Annotated in this window: 15 protein-coding genes; 4 read left to right on the top strand and 11 right to left on the bottom strand. The window is 72.0% G+C overall.

What is annotated here, in order from left to right; all coding sequences use genetic code 11:
• Nucleotides 1-4 precede the first annotated feature (4 nt).
• The 4 genes from hutG (at nt 5) to Q392_RS29365 (ending at nt 4,058) form a co-directional block, all read left to right on the top strand.
• Complete coding sequence (gene hutG / locus Q392_RS29350) at nt 5-829, top strand: N-formylglutamate deformylase (RefSeq protein WP_038217683.1); 825 nt, start codon at nt 5-7, stop codon at nt 827-829.
• On the top strand, nt 826-2,214 hold the full coding sequence (locus Q392_RS29355) for an FAD-binding oxidoreductase (RefSeq protein ID WP_038218087.1): 1,389 nt from the start codon (nt 826-828) through the stop codon (nt 2,212-2,214). The genes hutG and Q392_RS29355 overlap by 4 nt, the downstream gene beginning before the upstream one ends.
• Entirely contained in the window at nt 2,211-3,338 is a 1,128-nt protein-coding gene (locus tag Q392_RS29360; protein WP_038217697.1) for a histidinol-phosphate transaminase, read from the top strand. The genes Q392_RS29355 and Q392_RS29360 overlap by 4 nt, the downstream gene beginning before the upstream one ends.
• A 123-nt stretch (nt 3,339-3,461) precedes the next feature.
• Nucleotides 3,462-4,058 (top strand): HutD/Ves family protein, encoded by a 597-nt coding sequence (locus Q392_RS29365; RefSeq protein WP_038217700.1) that lies wholly within the window; start codon nt 3,462-3,464, stop codon nt 4,056-4,058.
• A 38-nt stretch (nt 4,059-4,096) separates the two neighbouring features.
• Here Q392_RS29365 and Q392_RS31575 read toward each other — a convergent pair whose 3' ends face one another.
• The 11 genes from Q392_RS31575 to Q392_RS29415 form a co-directional block, all read right to left on the bottom strand.
• Entirely contained in the window at nt 4,097-4,546 is a 450-nt protein-coding gene (locus Q392_RS31575) for a Fur family transcriptional regulator (protein ID WP_051954084.1), read from the bottom strand.
• Complete coding sequence (locus tag Q392_RS29375) at nt 4,543-5,940, bottom strand: efflux transporter outer membrane subunit (protein WP_038217703.1); 1,398 nt, start codon at nt 5,938-5,940, stop codon at nt 4,543-4,545. Before Q392_RS29375 ends, Q392_RS31575 begins: the two co-directional genes overlap by 4 nt.
• Nucleotides 5,941-5,942: 2 nt before the next feature.
• Nucleotides 5,943-7,907 (bottom strand): MacB family efflux pump subunit, encoded by a 1,965-nt coding sequence (locus tag Q392_RS29380; protein ID WP_038217706.1) that lies wholly within the window; start codon nt 7,905-7,907, stop codon nt 5,943-5,945.
• On the bottom strand, nt 7,901-9,073 hold the full coding sequence (locus Q392_RS29385) for an efflux RND transporter periplasmic adaptor subunit (protein WP_038217709.1): 1,173 nt from the start codon (nt 9,071-9,073) through the stop codon (nt 7,901-7,903). The genes Q392_RS29380 and Q392_RS29385 overlap by 7 nt, the downstream gene beginning before the upstream one ends.
• Nucleotides 9,070-9,702 (bottom strand): hypothetical protein, encoded by a 633-nt coding sequence (locus Q392_RS29390; RefSeq protein ID WP_157008429.1) that lies wholly within the window; start codon nt 9,700-9,702, stop codon nt 9,070-9,072. The genes Q392_RS29385 and Q392_RS29390 overlap by 4 nt, the downstream gene beginning before the upstream one ends.
• Nucleotides 9,703-9,704: 2 nt before the next feature.
• Nucleotides 9,705-10,349 (bottom strand): DUF4198 domain-containing protein, encoded by a 645-nt coding sequence (locus tag Q392_RS29395; RefSeq protein WP_038217713.1) that lies wholly within the window; start codon nt 10,347-10,349, stop codon nt 9,705-9,707.
• 192 nt (nt 10,350-10,541) lie between these two features.
• Entirely contained in the window at nt 10,542-13,040 is a 2,499-nt protein-coding gene (locus Q392_RS29400) for a TonB-dependent siderophore receptor (RefSeq protein ID WP_038217715.1), read from the bottom strand.
• A gap of 91 nt (nt 13,041-13,131) precedes the next feature.
• Nucleotides 13,132-14,136: a FecR family protein gene (locus Q392_RS29405; RefSeq protein ID WP_038217716.1), complete on the bottom strand. Its 1,005-nt coding sequence runs from the start codon at nt 14,134-14,136 to the stop codon at nt 13,132-13,134.
• A gap of 190 nt (nt 14,137-14,326) precedes the next feature.
• Nucleotides 14,327-14,842, bottom strand: a complete 516-nt coding sequence (locus Q392_RS29410) for a sigma-70 family RNA polymerase sigma factor (RefSeq protein ID WP_084217486.1) — start codon at nt 14,840-14,842, stop codon at nt 14,327-14,329.
• A gap of 172 nt (nt 14,843-15,014) precedes the next feature.
• Entirely contained in the window at nt 15,015-15,611 is a 597-nt protein-coding gene (locus Q392_RS32505; protein WP_084217487.1) for a DUF4276 family protein, read from the bottom strand.
• Nucleotides 15,608-16,813, bottom strand: a complete 1,206-nt coding sequence (locus Q392_RS29415; protein ID WP_038217718.1) for an AAA family ATPase — start codon at nt 16,811-16,813, stop codon at nt 15,608-15,610. The genes Q392_RS32505 and Q392_RS29415 overlap by 4 nt, the downstream gene beginning before the upstream one ends.
• Nucleotides 16,814-16,838: the final 25 nt, after the last annotated feature.

Genomic DNA, 16,838 nt, shown 5'->3' on the forward strand with positions numbered 1-16,838 from the left:
TCCCATGCCCTTCACCACCACCGAACCGCCCTTCCGCTTCCGTCGCGGCACGCGGCCCCTGCTGATCTCGATGCCGCACGTCGGCACCCATGTGCCGCCGCAGCTCGCGGCACGGCTGACCGACGAGGCGCGGCAGGTGCCCGACACCGACTGGCATCTCGAACGCCTCTACGACTTCGCGGACGAACTGGGTGCCTCGGTGCTGGTCGCGACCCACTCGCGCTACGTGATCGACCTCAACCGGCCGCCGGACGGCGCGAGCCTGTACCCGGGGCAGAGCGTCACCGGCCTGTGCCCGGTCGACACCTTCGACGACACGCCCCTCTATGCCGGCGGCGCCGGCGCCGGCCCCGACGACGCCGAGATCGCCGCGCGCCGCGAAACGGTCTGGCGGCCCTATCACCGGCAGCTCGCCGACGAGCTGGCGCGCCTGAAGGCGCAGCATGGCGTGGCGGCGCTGTGGGACGCGCATTCGATCCGCTCGGTGCTGCCGCGCTTCTTCGAAGGCAGGCTGCCCGACCTGAACCTCGGCACCGCCCAGGGCGCGAGCTGCGACCCCGCGCTCGCGCAGGCGCTGCTCGGCATCGCGAAGGAGGCGGACGGATTCACCAGCGTGCTCAACGGCCGCTTCACCGGCGGCTACATCACGCGCCACCACGGCCAGCCCGCGCAGGGCGTGCACGCGGTGCAGCTCGAGATGACGCAGTGCAGCTACATGCAGGAAGCGCTGCCCTTCGACTACCTGCCGGCGCTCGCGGCGCGCGTCCAGCCGCACCTGCGGCGCATGCTCGAGGCGGTGCTGCGGTTCGTCGAATCGCGCAAGGGCTGAGACGCGTGGAGGTCATCGACGCCATCGCCCGCGCGATCGGTCCCGACCGCGTGCAGACCGGCGACGCGATCCCGGCGCGCCACCGGACCGACTGGAGCGGCGCCGCGCCCGTGCAGCCGCTCGCGCTGGTGCGGCCGCGCTCGACGGAAGAGGTCTCGGCCGTTCTTCGCCTGTGCAGCGCGCATCGCGTGCCGGTGGTGCCGCAGGGGGGCCTCACCGGCCTCGCGGGCGCGGCCGTGCCCGGCGCCGATGCGATCGCGCTGTCGCTCGACCGCATGAACGCCGTCGAATCGCTGGACGCGGCCGCGGCCACCCTCACGGTGCAGGCGGGCGCCACGCTGGAGGCGGTGCAGCAGGCCGCCACCGCGCACGGCCTGCAGTTCGGCGTCGACCTCGGCGCGCGCGGGTCCTGCCAGATCGGCGGCAACCTCGCGACCAATGCCGGCGGCAACGGCGTGCTGCAGTTCGGGATGATGCGCGAGCAGACGCTGGGCCTCGAAGTCGTGCTGGCCGACGGCAGCGTGCTGCCGATGCTTCGGCCCATGATCAAGAACAACACGGGCTACGACCTCAAGCAGCTGTTCATCGGCGCCGAAGGCACGCTCGGCGTGATCACGCGCGCGGTGCTGCGCCTGCATCCGGCACCCCGGGCACGGGCGGCCGCATGGGTGGCGCTTCCCGATTTCGATGCGGCGCCGGCGCTGCTCGGGCGGCTCCAGGCGCACTTTCCCGGCGCCGTCGCCGCCTTCGAGCTGATGTGGCGCGACTTCGTCGAGACCTCGCTGCGGTGGCAGAAGCTGCGCGAGCCTTTCGAGGCGGCGCACCCCTTCGCCGCGCTGGTCGAAGTCGTCGGCCGCGACGAGGCTGCGCTGCGCGACGCGCTCGAAGATGTCCTGGGCAACGCGATGGCGGACGGCGTCGCCGCCGATGCGACCATCGCGCAATCGCAGTCCCAGGCGCAGGCGTTCTGGAAGATCCGCGAAGCGACGGCGGAGCTGCCGGTGCACATGCACCCGCCGATCAATCTCGACGTGAGCCTGCCGATGCGTGAGATCGGCCGCTTTGCGCAGGTCTGCCGCGCCGCCTTCGATGCGCGCTGGCCGGCGCACCATTCGCTGTTCTTCGGCCACGTGGGCGACAGCAACCTGCACATCACCACCGACGGGCAATCGATCGGCGGCGAGGCGGACGAACTCGAGCGCATCGTCTATGCGCAGGTGGCCGCGTTCGGCGGCAGCATCTCGGCCGAGCACGGCATCGGCCTGCACAAGAAGCCGTACCTCGGCGCGAGCCGCTCGCCCGCCGAACTGGCCGCCATGCGCGCCATCAGGCAGGCGCTCGATCCCCTTCGTCTTCTCAATCCCGGCAAGGTTTTCGACCTATGAACGCATCCGTCATCCGCGACCTCGTGCGACCCGAGGTGCCCGCGCTTGCGCCGTACAACGCAGGGCTCTCGTCCGAAGCGGTGCGGCAGCGCTACGGCGTCGAGCACATCTCGCGCCTCGCGAGCAACGAGAACCCCTACGGCGCCAGCCCTGCCGTGGCGAAGGCGCTGGCGGACCTGGCGCTGCGCGTGGGCACGTACCCGGATGCGAACTGCACCGCGCTGCGCGCGGCCATCGCCGGGCGCACCGGCACGCGCGCGGAGCAGATCGTGATCGGCAACGGCTCCGAATCGATCCTCCAGATGCTCTGCCAGGCCTTCCTCTCGCCGGGCGACCGGGTGCTGACACAGCGCCCCGCCTTCGGCCTGCACGAGATCTATCCGCGCATGATGGGTGCGCAGGTCGAACTGCTCGCGCTCACGCCGTCACTGGCGTTCGATCCCGATGCCTGGTGCGAGGCGCTGGCCCGCGGCCCGAAGATCGCGATGCTCGCCAATCCCTCGAACCCCGTCGGCTGCATGTTCGATGCGAAGGCCTTCGCGCGCCTGCTCGAAGCCACGCCGGCCGGCACGCTGCTGGTGATCGACGAGGCCTACTACGAGTACGCGCGCCTGGCGGGCGGCTTCCCCGACGCGCTGCAGATGCTGCGCGGGCAGCCGCGGCCGTGGATCGTGCTGCGCACCTTCTCGAAGGCGTGGGGGCTCGCGGCGCTGCGCGTCGGCTACGGCATCGCGTCGGACGCCTCGCTGGTGCAGTGGCTCGACCGCGTGCGCACGCCGTTCAACGTCAACGAGGCCGCGCAGGCTGCCGCGCTGGCCGCGTGGGACGACGTCCCCTTCATGGAGCGGGCGGTGGCCGAGACGGTCCGGCAGCGCGAATCGATGGCGCAGGCGCTGCATGCCCTGGCCGTGCCCGGCCTGCGCATCGCGCCGTCGGCGGCGAATTTCCTTTTCATCGACCTGGCGCGGCCCAACGGGCCGGTCAACGAGGCGCTGCTCGCGCGCGGCATCATCGTCAAGCCGTGGAAGGAGCCGGGCTTCGAGCACTTCATCCGCGCGTCGATCGGCACCGCGGAGGACAACGCGCGCCTCGTGGCCGCGCTGCGCGAGATCCTCGCCGGATAGGTGAGGCGGCGCGGCCGTATCCGCCACAAGCCGGCGATGGTCGGGCGAGGCGCGGGGGAACTGTGATGCGCCGGGACTTTTCTGTTAGGTTGTGAGCCTGCTCCGCCCTGCGCGGCGACCGCGATGACCCTCGAACGCTTCACCCTCCAGGACCTGCCGGCCACCCCGTGGAAGAACGGCGGCGGCACCACGCGCGAGATCGTGTGCTGGCCGCCGGGCTCGGGGCTGGAGGACTTCTGGTGGCGCGCCAGCGTGGCCACCATCGACGCGCCCGGGCCCTTCTCGGCCTTCGAGGGCGTGGACCGCACCATCCTGCTGCTGGAAGGCGCCGGCGTGCTGCTGACGGGTGAGGGCTTCTCGCACTGGCTGGACACGCCGCACCAGCCCTTCGATTTCAGCGGCGACACGCCGGTGGAATGCAGCCTGATCGGCGGCACCACCACGGACTTCAACCTGATGAGCCGGCGCGCGCACGGCCGGGCCGAGCTGCGCGTGCTGACGGACGAGCCGCTGGACCTGCCGCCGGCGGAGCACGGCCTGCTGCTGACGCTGGACGGCCAGTACCGCATCGACGCCGGCTACCAGCTGCAGGGCCGCGGCCTGTGGTGGGCGCGCGAGCCGCATGCCTGGCGGCTGGTGCCGGCCAGCCGGGGCGCGCGGCTGCTGGTCGTGCAGTGGTGGCCGGCGTCGCAGGAAGCGCCGGTCGACTTCGACGTCTAGGGCCCGTCAACACCACGGAAGGGGTCGCGAAGCGCCGCTCAGCGTGCGAGGCCCGGCGCCTCGTCCACCGGCGCGATCACCAGCGCCATGCCCCGCAGGTCCACCCCTTCGCGCCGCGCGACGGCGACCAGGCGCTCCTTCAGCGGCGCGTCCGCCAGTTCGAGCAGGCGCCCGCTGGACGGGCAGCGCAGGCGCAGCGGCGGGCAGGCGGCGGGCCCCTCCGGCGTGAGCCGGTAGCGCGCCATGCCGTCCGCCGCGGTCTCGCCCAGCAGCAGGCCGCGCGCCTCCAGCTGGTAGACGGTCCGGTAGACGGTGCCCAGGCTGCCGGGAGCGCCTTGCCGCAGCGCGCGGCGGAAGACCTCCTCCGCGCACAGCGCCTCCTGCGGGGCGGCGGCGAACACCTGCAGGATGCCCAGGCGCGCGGCCGTCGGGCGCAGGCCGGCGCGGCGCAGGCGCTCCAGCAGCGGCGATGCGGGCTGCGGCGTCACGAAGCGGCCTCCTCTTCGTCCTGCAGGCGCCATCCCCCGCCCAGCGCCCTGTACAGGTCCACCGAGGCCTGCAGACGCCGGGCCTGGAGCTGGGCCGCCAGGTCCTGCGCCGCGTAGAGGGTGCGCTGGGCGTCCAGCAGCGTCAGCAGGGACTCGGCGCCGGCGCGGTAGCGGCGCTCGGCCAGCGCCAGCGCGCGTTGCGCCTGCCGGAGTTCATCGGCCTGCGCCTGCCGCTGCGCATCCAGTTCGGTCATCGCGCCGAGGGCCGTCTCCACGTCCACGAAGGCGGCCACGACGGTCTGCCGGTAGCCGGCCAGCAGTTCCTCGCGGCGGGCCTGTGCGGCGTCGCGCACGGCGGCGAGGCGGCCGCCGTCGAGGATCGGCGCGGCCAGCGCCGCAGCGAGCGTGTAGGCCGGGTTGTCGAGCACCTGCCGCCAGCGCGAGGCGCCGCTGGCGAGGTCGGCCGACAGCGTCAGGGCCGGCAGCAGCGCGGCGCGGGCGGCGGCCACGTCGGCATCGGCCGCGGCGAGCTGCGCCTCGGCGCGTGCGATGTCGGGGCGGCGCGCCAGCAGCGCGGCCGGCGTGCCGGGCTGGAGCGCAGGCGCGCGCAGCGCGGCGAGCGAACGCACCTGTGCGAGGGGCGCGCCCTCGGCCCGGCCGAGCAGCAGGGCCAGCGCCATGTGCGCGGCGTGCGCCTGCTCGCGCAGCGCGGCCAGACTGCGCCGCTGGGCGGCGACCAGGCCGCGCTGCTGCGCCAGTTCCAGCAGCGAGGCGGCGCCGGCGCGCGCGCGGGCCTCGACCACGGCCAGCAGCCGCTCGGCGGTCTGCAGGTTCAGCGCGCCGAGGTCGATGCGCTCGTGCAGCGCCACGGCCTGCAGCCAGGCGCCGGCCACGCCGGCGGCCAGGGCGAGCCGCAGCGTGTCGCGGTCGTGCCGGCTGGCCTGCAACAAGGCTTCGCCGCCGTCGCGCGCGGCGCGGTGGCGGCCCCAGAAGTCGGCCTCGTAGCGCATCTGCAGGCTGGCGCCGAAGGCGGTGCCGGCCACGTCCGCATGGCCGCCCAGACGCGCCTCGCGGCCGGCCGAAACGCCCGCCGTCAGCGAGGGCCACAGCGCCGCGCCGGCCGCGCGCGCGGCGGCCTCGGCCTGCTGCACGCGCGCGACGGCGGCCGCGAGGTCGTGGCTGCCCTCCGCGGCCTGGCGCACCAGGGCGTCGAGTTCGGCGCTGCCGAAGGCGCTCCACCAGTCGGCGGCGATCCCGTCCGCACCGGTGGCAGGCGCCTGCGCCCAGCGTTCGGGCAACGCCGGTGGCGCGTCCTGCGGCGGCGTGTGCGTTGCGCAGCCGGCCGCCGAAAGCAGCGCGGCGACGGCCGCGAAGCGATGAAGGTGCAGCCGCATCCTCATTCCCCCGCCAGCGCCACCACCGGGTCCAGCCGCGCGGCGGTGCGCGCCGGCATGAAGCCGAAGACCAGCCCGGTGGCCGCCGCGCAGCCGAAAGCCAGCAGCATCGCGCTGACCGAGAACACCACCGCCGCACCGGCCGCGATGAGGCCGATGCCCACCGCCAGCCCGACGCCCACGCCCGCCACGCCGCCGGCCAGCGTGAGCAGCATGGCCTCGGTGAGGAACTGGCGCTGCACGTCGCGCCGGCGCGCGCCCACGGCCATGCGGATGCCGATCTCGCGCAGCCGCTCGCGCACCGTCATCAGCATCACGTTCATCACGCCGATGCCGCCGACCACCAGCGAGACGGTGGCGATCAGGCCGAGCATCATGGTCATGCTGCGGCGCGTCTCGGCCTCGGCCTGCAGGCGCGCGGCGGCGTTGCTGATGGCGAAGTCCTCGCGGCCGTGGCGCGCCAGCAGCACGCGGCGGATGGCCTGCTCGGCCGGCCCCACCTGCTCGGGCGAGGCGGCCGCGATGACGGTGTAGTCGGGCTGCGTCTGCACGCGGTACACGCGCGCGCGGCCGGCGCGCCAGGGAATGAAGACCATGTCGTCGTAGCTCTGCGCGCCCGACTCGGCGCCGCGCTCGGCCATCGTGCCGATCACCTCGAAGGGCGAGTCGCCGATGAGCAACTGGCGCCCGCGCGGGTCGGCCACGCCGGGGAAGAAGTGCTGCTGCGCGCGGTGGCCCAGCACCACCAGCGGCGTGAGGGCGCGGTCCTCGGCCTCGGTGTGGTAGCGGCCGAGCGCGACCTTCCACTGGTGCACGTCGGGCATGAAGTGCTGCGCGGCGAAGACGTAGACCTGCCGCTCCACGCGGCCCTGGCGCACCGGGATCGGGTCGCCGATCACCGGCATGACGTAGGCGATCTCGGGCAGCTCGGCGAGGGCGGCGAGGTCTTCCTCGGTGATGAGCCCCGGTGGCCCGCCGGTGTCGGGCGCGCGGCCGCCCAGGTACATGATGGTGGTGCCCAGCGTGCCCATCTGCTCGACCACGCGCTGGCGCGCGCCCTCGCCGATGGCCAGCATCACGATCACCGAGGCCACGCCGATCACGATGCCCAGCAGCGTGAGGCCGGTGCGCAGCCGGTTGCGGCCCATGCCGCGCGAGGCGGTGCGCGCCGCTTCCCCCAGCTCGGAAAAGAAGGTGGCGCGGCGCGCCTGCGCATCGTCCTGCGGCGGCAGCGCGGGCGCGGCGACGGGCGAAGTGCCGGCGACAGGCGCGCCGTTCATGCGGTCGGCCACGATGCAGCCGTCGCGGATCTCCACCACGCGGCGCGCCTGCGCCGCCACCTCGCGGTCGTGGGTGATGAGCACGATGGTGTGGCCGCGGTCGGCCAGCGCGTGCAGCAGGGCCATCACCTCGGCGCCGCTGGCGCTGTCGAGCGCGCCGGTGGGTTCGTCGGCCAGCAGCACGCGCCCGCCGTTCATCAGCGCGCGGGCGATGGCCACGCGCTGCTGCTGGCCGCCCGAGAGCTGGTGCGGCCTCAAGTGGGCCTTGCCTTCCAGGCCCAGTTGTTCGAGCAGCGCCTGCGCGCGCCGCGCGCGCTCGTCCGCCGGCAGGCCGGCGTAGAGCGCGGGCAGCTCCACGTTCTCGCCCGCCGTCTCGCTGCCGATCAGGTGGTAGCCCTGGAACACGAAGCCGAAGGTCTGGCGCCGCAGCGCCGCCAGCGCGTCGGCGTCCAGCGCGGCCACGTCGCGGCCCTCGAAGAGGTAGCTGCCGCCGCTCGGGCGATCGAGCCCGCCGAGCAGGTTCATCAGCGTGGACTTGCCCGAGCCCGAGGCGCCGACGATGGCGACGAACTCGCCGGCGCGCACCGTGAGGTCGATGCCGTGCAGCACCTCGACCTCGGGCTGGCCGCCGCTGCCGCCGTAGCGCTTGCGCACGCCGCGCAGCTCGATCAGCGGCGGCGTCACCATTGCAGCCACTTCGGCGTGCGCGGTCGGCGCGTCTCGCCGGTGACGATGCGCTCGCCCTCCTTCAGCCCCTCGCTCACCTCGGCCAGGTGGCGGCTGCGCACGCCCACGCGCACGCGGCGTTGCTCGGGCCGGCCGCCTTCGCCCAGCACGCGCACCGCCGCCTGGCCTGGCGCATCGGCCACGGGCTGCAATGCGGCCAACGGCACCGCCAGCGCGTCCTCGGTGCCGGCGACCTGGAAGACCGCCTGCGCCGTCATCTGCGGCATCAGCGCGCCGTCGGCGTTGTCGACGTCGAAGAGCACGGTGTAGGTGACGGCCTTGGTGGCGGGCGCGGCGGCGGCGCCGGCGGACTCGGCACTCGTTTCCTGCAGCGGCGGCGCGGGCAGCACCTGGCGCACGCGGCTGCGCCATCGGCGCGCTTCGCCCTCGCCGTCGCTGCCCAGGGTGGTGAACCACACGGCCATGCCGGGGCGCACGCGGCGCACGTCGGCCTCGGACACCTCGGTCCACACCGTCATGCCGCCCAGGTCGGCGATGCGCAGGATGCGCGGCGTCTGGTAGGTGGCGTTGAGGGTCTGGCCCTCGCGCGCCTCGACGCCGACCACGGTGCCGTCCATCGGCGCGAAGATGCGCGTGTAGCCCAGCCGCGCCTCGTCGGCGCGCTGCGTGGCACGGGTCTCGGCGATCTGGGCACGAAGCTGCGCGATGCGCGCGGCGCGCACGGCCAGCTCGGCCTCGGCGGCCTGCACGTCCTCGGCGCGCGTGGCTTCCTCGGCTGCCATCTGGCGCTGGCGCGCCATCTGCTGCGCGGCCAGGCGGTGCAGCGCCTCCTGCTCGGCGAGCTGGGCCCGCAGGCCGTCGAGCTGCGCGCGGCCGGCGTCGACGGTGGCCTGCTGCACGCTGGGGTCGATCTCCACCAGGAGCTGGCCGCGCCGCACCGCGTCGCCGGCGGCCACGTGCAGGCGGCGGATCTGGCCCGAGACCTGCGCGCCCACGTCCACGTACTGGCGCGGCTGCAGCGTGCCGATGGCGGTGACGGTGTCCTGCACCGGCTGCCGGCGCACGGCCTCGGTCTCGTAGCGCACCTCGGGCGGCAGGAGCAGCAGGGCAGCGGCGGCCACGACGCCGGCCACCGCCAGCGCCGCGCCGAGGGCGCGCCATTTCATCGGGCCGGCACCTCGAAGCTCAGCGTGGCGGTGTGGCGCACGTCGGGGTAGTCCCGGCCCTCGAAGCTGGCGCCCTTGCCGTCGACGCGCGCGCTGACCTCCAGCACGTACAGGCCCGGGAAGGGCGTCGTCAGCGTGACGCTGCCGTCCGCGTCGGGCCGCAGCGTGCGCGACCAGCCCTCGGCGGTCTCGATGTTGACCTGCGCGGCGGCCACGGCCTTGCCCTTCCACATCAGGCGGAAGGTGCTGCCGCCGGGCGTGGTGGGCACCAGTTCGAGGTCGTTCGCCGGCGCCGTGTCGCGGCGGCCGAGGCGGGCCTGGTAGTGGGTCAGCACGCCCTGCGCGCCGGGCAGCACGGCGGTGAAGCGCAAGTCGGCGGCGTCGGCACCCGCGTCGATCGCGAAGCGCGCGGCCTCGGCACGTGCGGGCACCGGCTGGCCGCCCTGGCTCGCCTTCGGGTCCTTCAGCGCCGGCAGCGCGGCCAGCGGCTTGGCAAGGGTGCCGGCGCGCACCTCGGCCTGGCCGCCGCGCGCGGGCTGCAGCCACAGGGAGTCGGCCGTCGCAGGCAGCGCGGCCGTGCCGAGGGCGATGCCGGCGAGCGCCGCGCGCAGAAGCAGCGAAACGGCCATGCTCAGTGCACCACGAAGCTCAGGGTGGCGGTGTAGTCCACCGCGTCCACAGTCTCGCCGACGACCTGGCGCTTTTCCTTGACCGAGTGCGAGGCCACCAGCACGTAGCGGCCGGGGCCGCGCGCGGGCAGCGCGAGGCGCCCCTCGGCGTCGGTCTTCAGGCGCTTGGCCCACTGGTTCGGGTCCACCACCGTCACGGTCTTGCCGGCCACGGGCTGGCCCTTGAAGACGAGCGTGAAGCGGTCGCCCTGCGGCGCGGCGGGCACGAACTCGTAGTCGAGCGCGGCGCGGGTGTCGCGGCGGCCTTCGCGGGCGTTGAACACGGCGGCCTTGAGCGTGCCGTCCTTGGCGCGCCAGGGCTTCCACACCTGGTCGTTGACCAGGCGCAGGTCGGCACCGGCGGGCGCGGGTGCCTCGAGGCGGTCGTCGTGCGCGGTGAGCTTGAGCGGCGCGGCCGGGTCGGCGGCGAACAGGCGCGTGGTGCCGGCCAGCTTGGCGACTTCCTCGCCGCGGTCGCGCTCGCCGTCGACGTCGCCGACGAACACGCGCGCGGGGCCGTCGCCGTCGCGTTCGATCCAGAGCTGGTGGGCCTGGGCCGATCCGGCGAGGACGGCCAGGGCGAGGGACAGCAGGGCGGGGGTTTTCATGCGGATGGGTCTCCTGGGGACAAAAGGGTTCATTTGGTCTTGCGCTCGAAGCACAACGACCGTTCGGGCTGAGCTCGGCCTGTCCTGAGCCTGTCGAAGGATCGAAGCCCTGCGCAGCGCTTCGACAAGCTCAGCGTGAACGGTGGTGAGGGGACAACGGTGTTGGGGGGGAACGTCGGTGGTGGAGCAGCGTCAGAACCGCGCCTCCAGCGAGACGCGCGCGGAGCGCGGCGCGCCCCAGTAGCTGTTGCCGGTGGTGTTGTAGTAGCGCTTGTCGAAGACGTTGTAGATGTTCAGCGTGGCCGCCAGCCGCGGGTTGAAGGCGTAGCGCAGCATCAGGTCGGCCACCGCGTAGGAGGGCTGCACGAAGCGCAGCTTCGCCGGGCCCATGTCGTCGCTGTAGATCTCGCTCTGCCAGCGCAGCGCGCCGCCGACCGTCAGGCCGTGGCCGATGCCGGCGATGCGGTAGCTGGTGGCCAGCTTGAGAGTGTTCTGCGGCACCTGGGTCAGCAGCCGCTTGCCGTCGCGGTCGCGCGTCATGTTGCGCGCGAAGGCGGCCGACAGCTGCCAGCCCGGCTGCATCTCGCCGCTGACCTCGATCTCGAAGCCGCGCGTGCTGGTGCCCGACTTGGGCTCGTAGGCGGCGGAGCCGTCGGGCGCGAAGGTGTTGGGGATCGCCACCGGCAGGTTGTCCTGCTTGGCCTTGTAGACCGCGGCGCTGACGTTCAGGCGGTCGTCCAGCACGCTGCCCTTGACGCCCACCTCGTAGCTGGCGCCGGTCTGCGGGTCGAGGAAGTCGCCGCTGGCCGTCTTGTTGTTCTGCGGCTTGAAGATGTCGGTGTAGCTGGCGTAGGCGCTCCAGTCGCGGCTGAAGTCCCAGACCACGGCGGCGTAGGGCGTGACCTGGCCGGTCTCGCGGCGATCGTTGTAGGTGGTGCGGCCGGTGCGGAAGGTGGTGGTGCTCTGGTCGCGGCGCCAGTCGGTCACGCGCGCGCCCACCAGCACGGCCAGGCTGTCGGCGGGCCGGAAGCGCAGCGTGCCGTAGGCGCTGTACAGCCGCTCGTCCGATGTCAGCATGCTGTTCGCCGGGTTGTAGGGCTGCGCGGGCCAGGCGCCGTTCCACAGGTGGATGTTGGGGATCGCGCTGCTCCAGCCGTCGAAGTACCAGAGGTTGTAGCCCGGCGTGGTGTAGGTGGCGCGCGAGGCCTCGGCGCCGAAGACGAGGTCGTGCTTGCGGCCGAGCGCGTCGAACTTGCCGGTGACCTGCACGTCCAGCGTGTCCTGGCGCGGATCGGCCGCCCAGCGGCCGGCCCACAGGCTCACGCCCGCGCCGGTGAAGCGGTCGGGGTTGCCGCCGCTGGCGTAGCCGAGCACCTCGTCGTAGATCGTCCAGCTGCGGATGGCGGTGGCCTTGAGCTTCCAGTCGGGCGCGAGCTGGTGCTCGATGCCGGCGAAGACGCTGCCGTAGCGGCGGTAGGAGCTGGCCCAGTCGGCGGCGGCCGAGTCGGAGACGCGCCAGTGCGTGCGCGTGCCGTCGCTGTAGTAGGCCGGCAGGCCGCCGCGCGCATGGCCGGTGGATTCCATGCGCTGCCACGAGAAGCCGGCGTGCACGCGCGTGTCGGGCGTCAGGTCGGCCTCGACCACGCCGTAGAGCACCTTGCGCTCTTCCTCCAGGCGGTCGATGTACGAGTCGCTCTTCTGCATGGCGGCGATCAGCCGGCCGCGCACGGTGCCGGCCTCGTTCAGCGGGGTGGAGATGTCCGCCTCGGCACGCCGGTGCGCCCACGAGCCGAGTTCGCCGCGCACCAGGGCCTGGAAGCCGGCCACCGGCCGCTTGCGGATCACGTTGATGGCCGCGCCCGGCGTGCCGATGCCGCTCATCAGGCCGCTGGCGCCGCGCAGCACCTCCACGCGGTCGACGGTGGCGATGTCGTAGGTCTGGAAGATGTCGGTGTAGCCGGAGTTGAGCTGACGCACGCCGTCGACGAGGTAGGTGTCCACGCCGAAGCCGCGCGAGTAGATGGGCGAGCTGTCGCTGCCGGTGTTGCCGCCCTGGGCCACGACCAGGCCCGGCGTCTGCGCGATCACGTCGGTCAGTTGCGTCAGGCCCTGGTCGTCGATGCGCTGGCGGGTGATGACGCTGATGGACTGCGGCGTCTCGCGCGGCGAGAGGTTCAGCCGCGTCGAGGTGCTGGTGGACTGCGTGGTGTAGGAGCCGGTGCCCTCGGTGGCGGCGCCGCGCTCGGCGTCGGCGCTGACGGTCACGGTGGCGAGCGAGGCGGCGTCCTGGGCGGCGGCGGGCGCCGACGAGGCGGGCTCGGCCGCCGCCAGCACGTAGCCGCCCGCGCTGCGCACGGCGCGCAGGCCGCTGCCGCGCAGCAACTGCGCGAAGCCCTCGTCCACCCCGCGGCTGCCGCGCAGGCCATCGGTGCGCAGGCCGGCCAGGCGCGAGGCGTCCATCGACAGCGTGACGCCGGCCTGCTGCGCGAAGCGCACCAGGGCCTGGTCGAGCGGGCCGGCGGGAATGTCGAAGCTGGGCGCGGCGGCTGCCGGCGCCTGGGCCGACGCAGGCAGCGGCGCGGCCAGCAGGCCGGCCAGGGCGAGGCCGGCGGCAGCGGCCAGGGGTGCGAGCCGCGCGGGCACGCGGCGGCGAAGGCGCCGCGAGGGGCGCAGGAACAGTTCGGAAGGCATGGGCGGAGGAAGGACGGAAGGAAGAAAAGGAGGCGCTTTCTTCCTTGACGGGCCAGGCGGCCGAAGCGGAACCGCTCCCCGCGAAAAAATTTCAGCCCGCCCGCTCCACCCGCACCCAGAAGCGCGTCAGGCGCGTCACGCGCAGCTGCGGAAAGCTGGCCTGCAGTAGCGCCAGCGCGCGCTCGGGGTCGTCCAGCGGCAGCACGGCGCTCACGCGCAGGCCGGCCAGCCGCGCGGCGTCGTAGCCCAGGTGGCCGGGATGGTGGCGCGCCAGTTCGTCCAGCACTTCGGCCAGCGGGCGGTCCAGCACCACCCACTGCCGTTGCTGCCACTGCGTGCGCAGGCCCTGCGGATCGACGGCGCCCAGCGGCGTGACGGCCTCGGACGTGATGCGCACCTGCTCGCCGGCCTGCACGCGCACGGCGTCGTTGGCATGGCGGGCCACCTGCCGCGCGCTGCGCACGGCGGTGGCGGACTCGATCATCGCCAGCCGCGTGGCCTCGGCCCCGCGCTCGACGACGAACTGCGTGCCGAGCGCGCGCACCTCGCCGTCGCGGGTGCGCACGACGAAGGGCCGGGCGGGGTCCCGGGCGACGTCCACCAGGATGTCGCCGCGCAGCAGGCGCACGGTGCGCTGGTGGCCGTCGAAGTGCAGGTCCACCGCGCTGCCGCCGGCCAGGGTGAGGCGCGAGCCGTCGGGCAGCGGCTGGCTGCGCCATTCCCCGGTGCCGGTGCGCAGGTCGGCCACCAGGGCCTGTGGCCATTCGTCGCGCACGCCGGCCCACAGCGCCAGCGCCGCCACCGCGGCGGCGGCCAGGCCGGCCGCGGCGCGGGAGCGCGTGCGCCGGGCGGCCGTGGCGTCTTCACCGGCCTGCAGCGCGGCACGGGCCATGCGTGCGCCGCTGCCCTGCAGCGGCTGCAGGGCGGCCAGCCACCGTTCCATGGACGCGGCGGCCTCGGCATGGCGCGGATCGGCGGCCTTCCAAGCCTCGAAGCCGGCACGCACGCGCTCGCGCTCCGTGGGGTCGGTCGCGCCCAGGCCGGCCAGCCACTCGGCGGCCTGCTCGGCCAGCATGGGCGTGCCGGATTCGCTCATGCCCTCTCAGCCATGGCGCTGCGCGCCACCCGCAGAGCACGAAACCGGCTCGCAAGCAAAGGCTCCGAAGGCCGCGAAGCAGGCCATGCCAGTGCACCCGCGGAACCGGCTTTGCCGGGCCGCCGGGTGCGCCCCCCTTGGGGGGTATGGGCCGGCCACACGAAGTGAGGACGGCCAAACGGGGGGTGTTTCATCTCACGCACTGCACCAGCACCTGGGCCAGGTACTTGCGCACCATGCGGTCGGACACGCCCAGCTCGGCCGCCACCGCCTCGTGCGTCATGCCGTCCAGGTAGTGCAGCAGGAAGGCGGCGCGGGCCTTGGCGGCCACGCGGTCGAGCACGTCGCTCAGCTCGCGCAGCGCACGCAGGGCGGCCAGTGCCGCCTCCGGCGCGGGGTAGTGCAGGTCGCCGTGTTCGGCGAGCAGGGCCACCTCGGCGCGCCAGGCGTCCTCGACGGCCTGCCGGCGGGCGTGGTCCACCAGCAGGCGCTGGGCGGTGGTGCGCAGGTAGGCGCGCGGCTCGCGCAGCAGCGGCAGGGCGTCGCGCGCCGCCAGCAGGCGCACGAAGGTGTCCTGCGCCACGTCGGCGGCATGGTGCGCGCAGCCCAGGCGGCGGTGCAGCCAGCCGCGCAACCAGCCGTGGTGGTCGCGGTAGAGCAGGCCGATGTCCTGCGCGCAACCCAGGGGCGCGGCCGGCGTGGGCAAGGTGGCTCTCCAGTCCTCGGATGTGATGCGAAGACGGTAATGATAATTGTTTTTATTTGAACGGAGTGTTGCTTGCCTGCTCTACAGGGAGATATCAGTCAGCGCACCCGCCTGGCGATGGCAGACGGGGTGGGTTCGTTCACATGCCGCTTGCCGCCTTGCCTCTACCATCTCACGAGGATCGCTCAGAGACATGGCAGCGCCACTCCTTGATCAGCTTGCGGAACGAGCGGCTGTGGTCGAATGCTTGACTCAGATTGAATCGCGCTGCAAACGCTGGCTGATCCAGAATTTCGCTGTATGTGCCACCTTTCATGTGCTCTCGCATCCAGCCCTTGGCATTGCGCGGGATCTCGGCTTCCATCTGTTCATTGGGCGCTACGGAAAAGCCGCGTGCACCATGCAGGGATTGCGCAGCCGCAATGAACCACGCTTCGAACTCCCGATTTGCCAGCACGACCGATAGCCGTCGATGCGGCACAACTTGTTGAGCTCGCCGATATGTTTCAGCTCCAAGGGCCGCAGGGCAGTCATCGTCGGCGTCCAGCAGGATCAGGATCCACCCGTTGTCACCACTCTTCGCAGCAGCCAGCAGCAGTTGCCTGCGAAGTTCCTCATCCTTATGAAGGAACTTGTCACGTCTCACGCGGATAGGCTGCAGTGGATTGACAGTGACAGCTGGGTTGATCTCCACGGCTATTCTGCGCAGCAAGATGGGCAACGCCGCAACTTCTCCATCGCCCTCCACGATAGATGCAATCGAAATCACGAACGGGTCTCCCCAAACAGGTCGATCTGCGCATCGCTTTGTCGATCGATAACCTTTCTATCGGGCGCCAATTGATTCATCCGCAGTAATTCCCCGGCAGAGAACAGATGGTCACGCAACATCTGGCGAGAAGCCTCGTCCAAGGGCGCGATCTTGGTTTCTCCTCCTTCCGAAACTACCGCGAGAATGGCATCCACATCGATACTCTTGTCGTCCAACAGATCCGGGCTATGACTGGTCACCAGCACCTGAGTGTGATTGGCCGCCTGACCCAGCACCTCTCGCAAGGCAGCGCTGGCAGCCGGATGCAATGCCGTTTCCGGCTCCTCGATCCCAATCAATGTAGGTGAATAGTCAACATTACTTTGAAGCAACGCAGTTAGCACACCCAAGGCGCGCAACGTGCCATCCGACATGTTCTGTGCCAGGAATTTCCAGGGATGCTTGGCACCAGCCATGTCTTGACGGAACTCCAAGGTTTCCATGGGACCGATGGCTTTGCGCTCCATGCCATGCACCATGGGAACCACCGATTGAAGATATTCCCGGATCGTCTCCACCCGATCCGGCGCAACACGTTCCAGGTGGCCAATCACGCTTGCGATGTTCTCGCCTACTGACTTGAGCAAACGGCCATCCTGCGGCTTCTGAAGCTCCCGCATCAGCTTCGGATTCAGGTTGTAGAAGCCCATCGCCGTCAACGCATCGAACACGGGTCTGAACGCCGTGAAGCCAGAAGCCGCTACTAGTGCGAGCCGATCCGCCGTCACGGCAGGAAAAGCAGCTTCGCTGCTGTCGATCAGTCGGCCTTTCTCAATGCGAAAGAAAGGCCCTTTGCCGATGCCCCCGATGACACACTTCTCATGTTGCACTTCGTAGCCACCACTGGCCATGGCCCCAATATCAAAGGCGTACCAGCCTTCGCGGCCGTCCTTCAAGCGAAATTCGAGGCGAATGCCGAAATAGGTAGGGTGACCGCTGGAGCGTCGGCGCACCTCGTTCAAACCGCCGCGCTCATTAATGGCGTTGTCGAGAGAGCCTGCGAGCGCATCTCGGACAAAGTGGAGGGCGTCGAGAAAATTGCTCTTGCCAGCCCCGTTTTGTCCGACAAGATAGGTCAAGGGTTGCAGGCGTACGTCGCAGTTGCCAATGCTCTTGTAGTTGCGCAACACAACGCGCCGAATAAAAACGGTATGGGGCATAGCAGACCTTCTATCCTGAACTGAA

The sequence above is a fragment of the Xenophilus azovorans DSM 13620 genome, assembly GCF_000745855.1.
Taxonomy (GTDB): Bacteria; Pseudomonadota; Gammaproteobacteria; order Burkholderiales; family Burkholderiaceae_C; genus Xenophilus; species Xenophilus azovorans.

What these genes read in the sequence shown, in the direction of transcription:
- Q392_RS29405 (WP_038217716.1), bottom strand. Translation starts at nt 14,136, where the DNA reads ATGAGCGAATCCGGCACGCCCATGCTGGCCGAGCAGGCCGCCGAGTGG.
- hutG (WP_038217683.1), top strand. Translation starts at nt 5, where the DNA reads ATGCCCTTCACCACCACCGAACCGCCCTTCCGCTTCCGTCGCGGCACG.
- Q392_RS29400 (WP_038217715.1), bottom strand. Translation starts at nt 13,040, where the DNA reads ATGCCTTCCGAACTGTTCCTGCGCCCCTCGCGGCGCCTTCGCCGCCGC.
- Q392_RS29415 (WP_038217718.1), bottom strand. Translation starts at nt 16,813, where the DNA reads ATGCCCCATACCGTTTTTATTCGGCGCGTTGTGTTGCGCAACTACAAG.
- Q392_RS29365 (WP_038217700.1), top strand. Translation starts at nt 3,462, where the DNA reads ATGACCCTCGAACGCTTCACCCTCCAGGACCTGCCGGCCACCCCGTGG.
- Q392_RS29395 (WP_038217713.1), bottom strand. Translation starts at nt 10,349, where the DNA reads ATGAAAACCCCCGCCCTGCTGTCCCTCGCCCTGGCCGTCCTCGCCGGA.
- Q392_RS29385 (WP_038217709.1), bottom strand. Translation starts at nt 9,073, where the DNA reads ATGAAATGGCGCGCCCTCGGCGCGGCGCTGGCGGTGGCCGGCGTCGTG.
- Q392_RS29375 (WP_038217703.1), bottom strand. Translation starts at nt 5,940, where the DNA reads ATGCGGCTGCACCTTCATCGCTTCGCGGCCGTCGCCGCGCTGCTTTCG.
- Q392_RS29380 (WP_038217706.1), bottom strand. Translation starts at nt 7,907, where the DNA reads ATGGTGACGCCGCCGCTGATCGAGCTGCGCGGCGTGCGCAAGCGCTAC.
- Q392_RS29390 (WP_157008429.1), bottom strand. Translation starts at nt 9,702, where the DNA reads ATGGCCGTTTCGCTGCTTCTGCGCGCGGCGCTCGCCGGCATCGCCCTC.
- Q392_RS29360 (WP_038217697.1), top strand. Translation starts at nt 2,211, where the DNA reads ATGAACGCATCCGTCATCCGCGACCTCGTGCGACCCGAGGTGCCCGCG.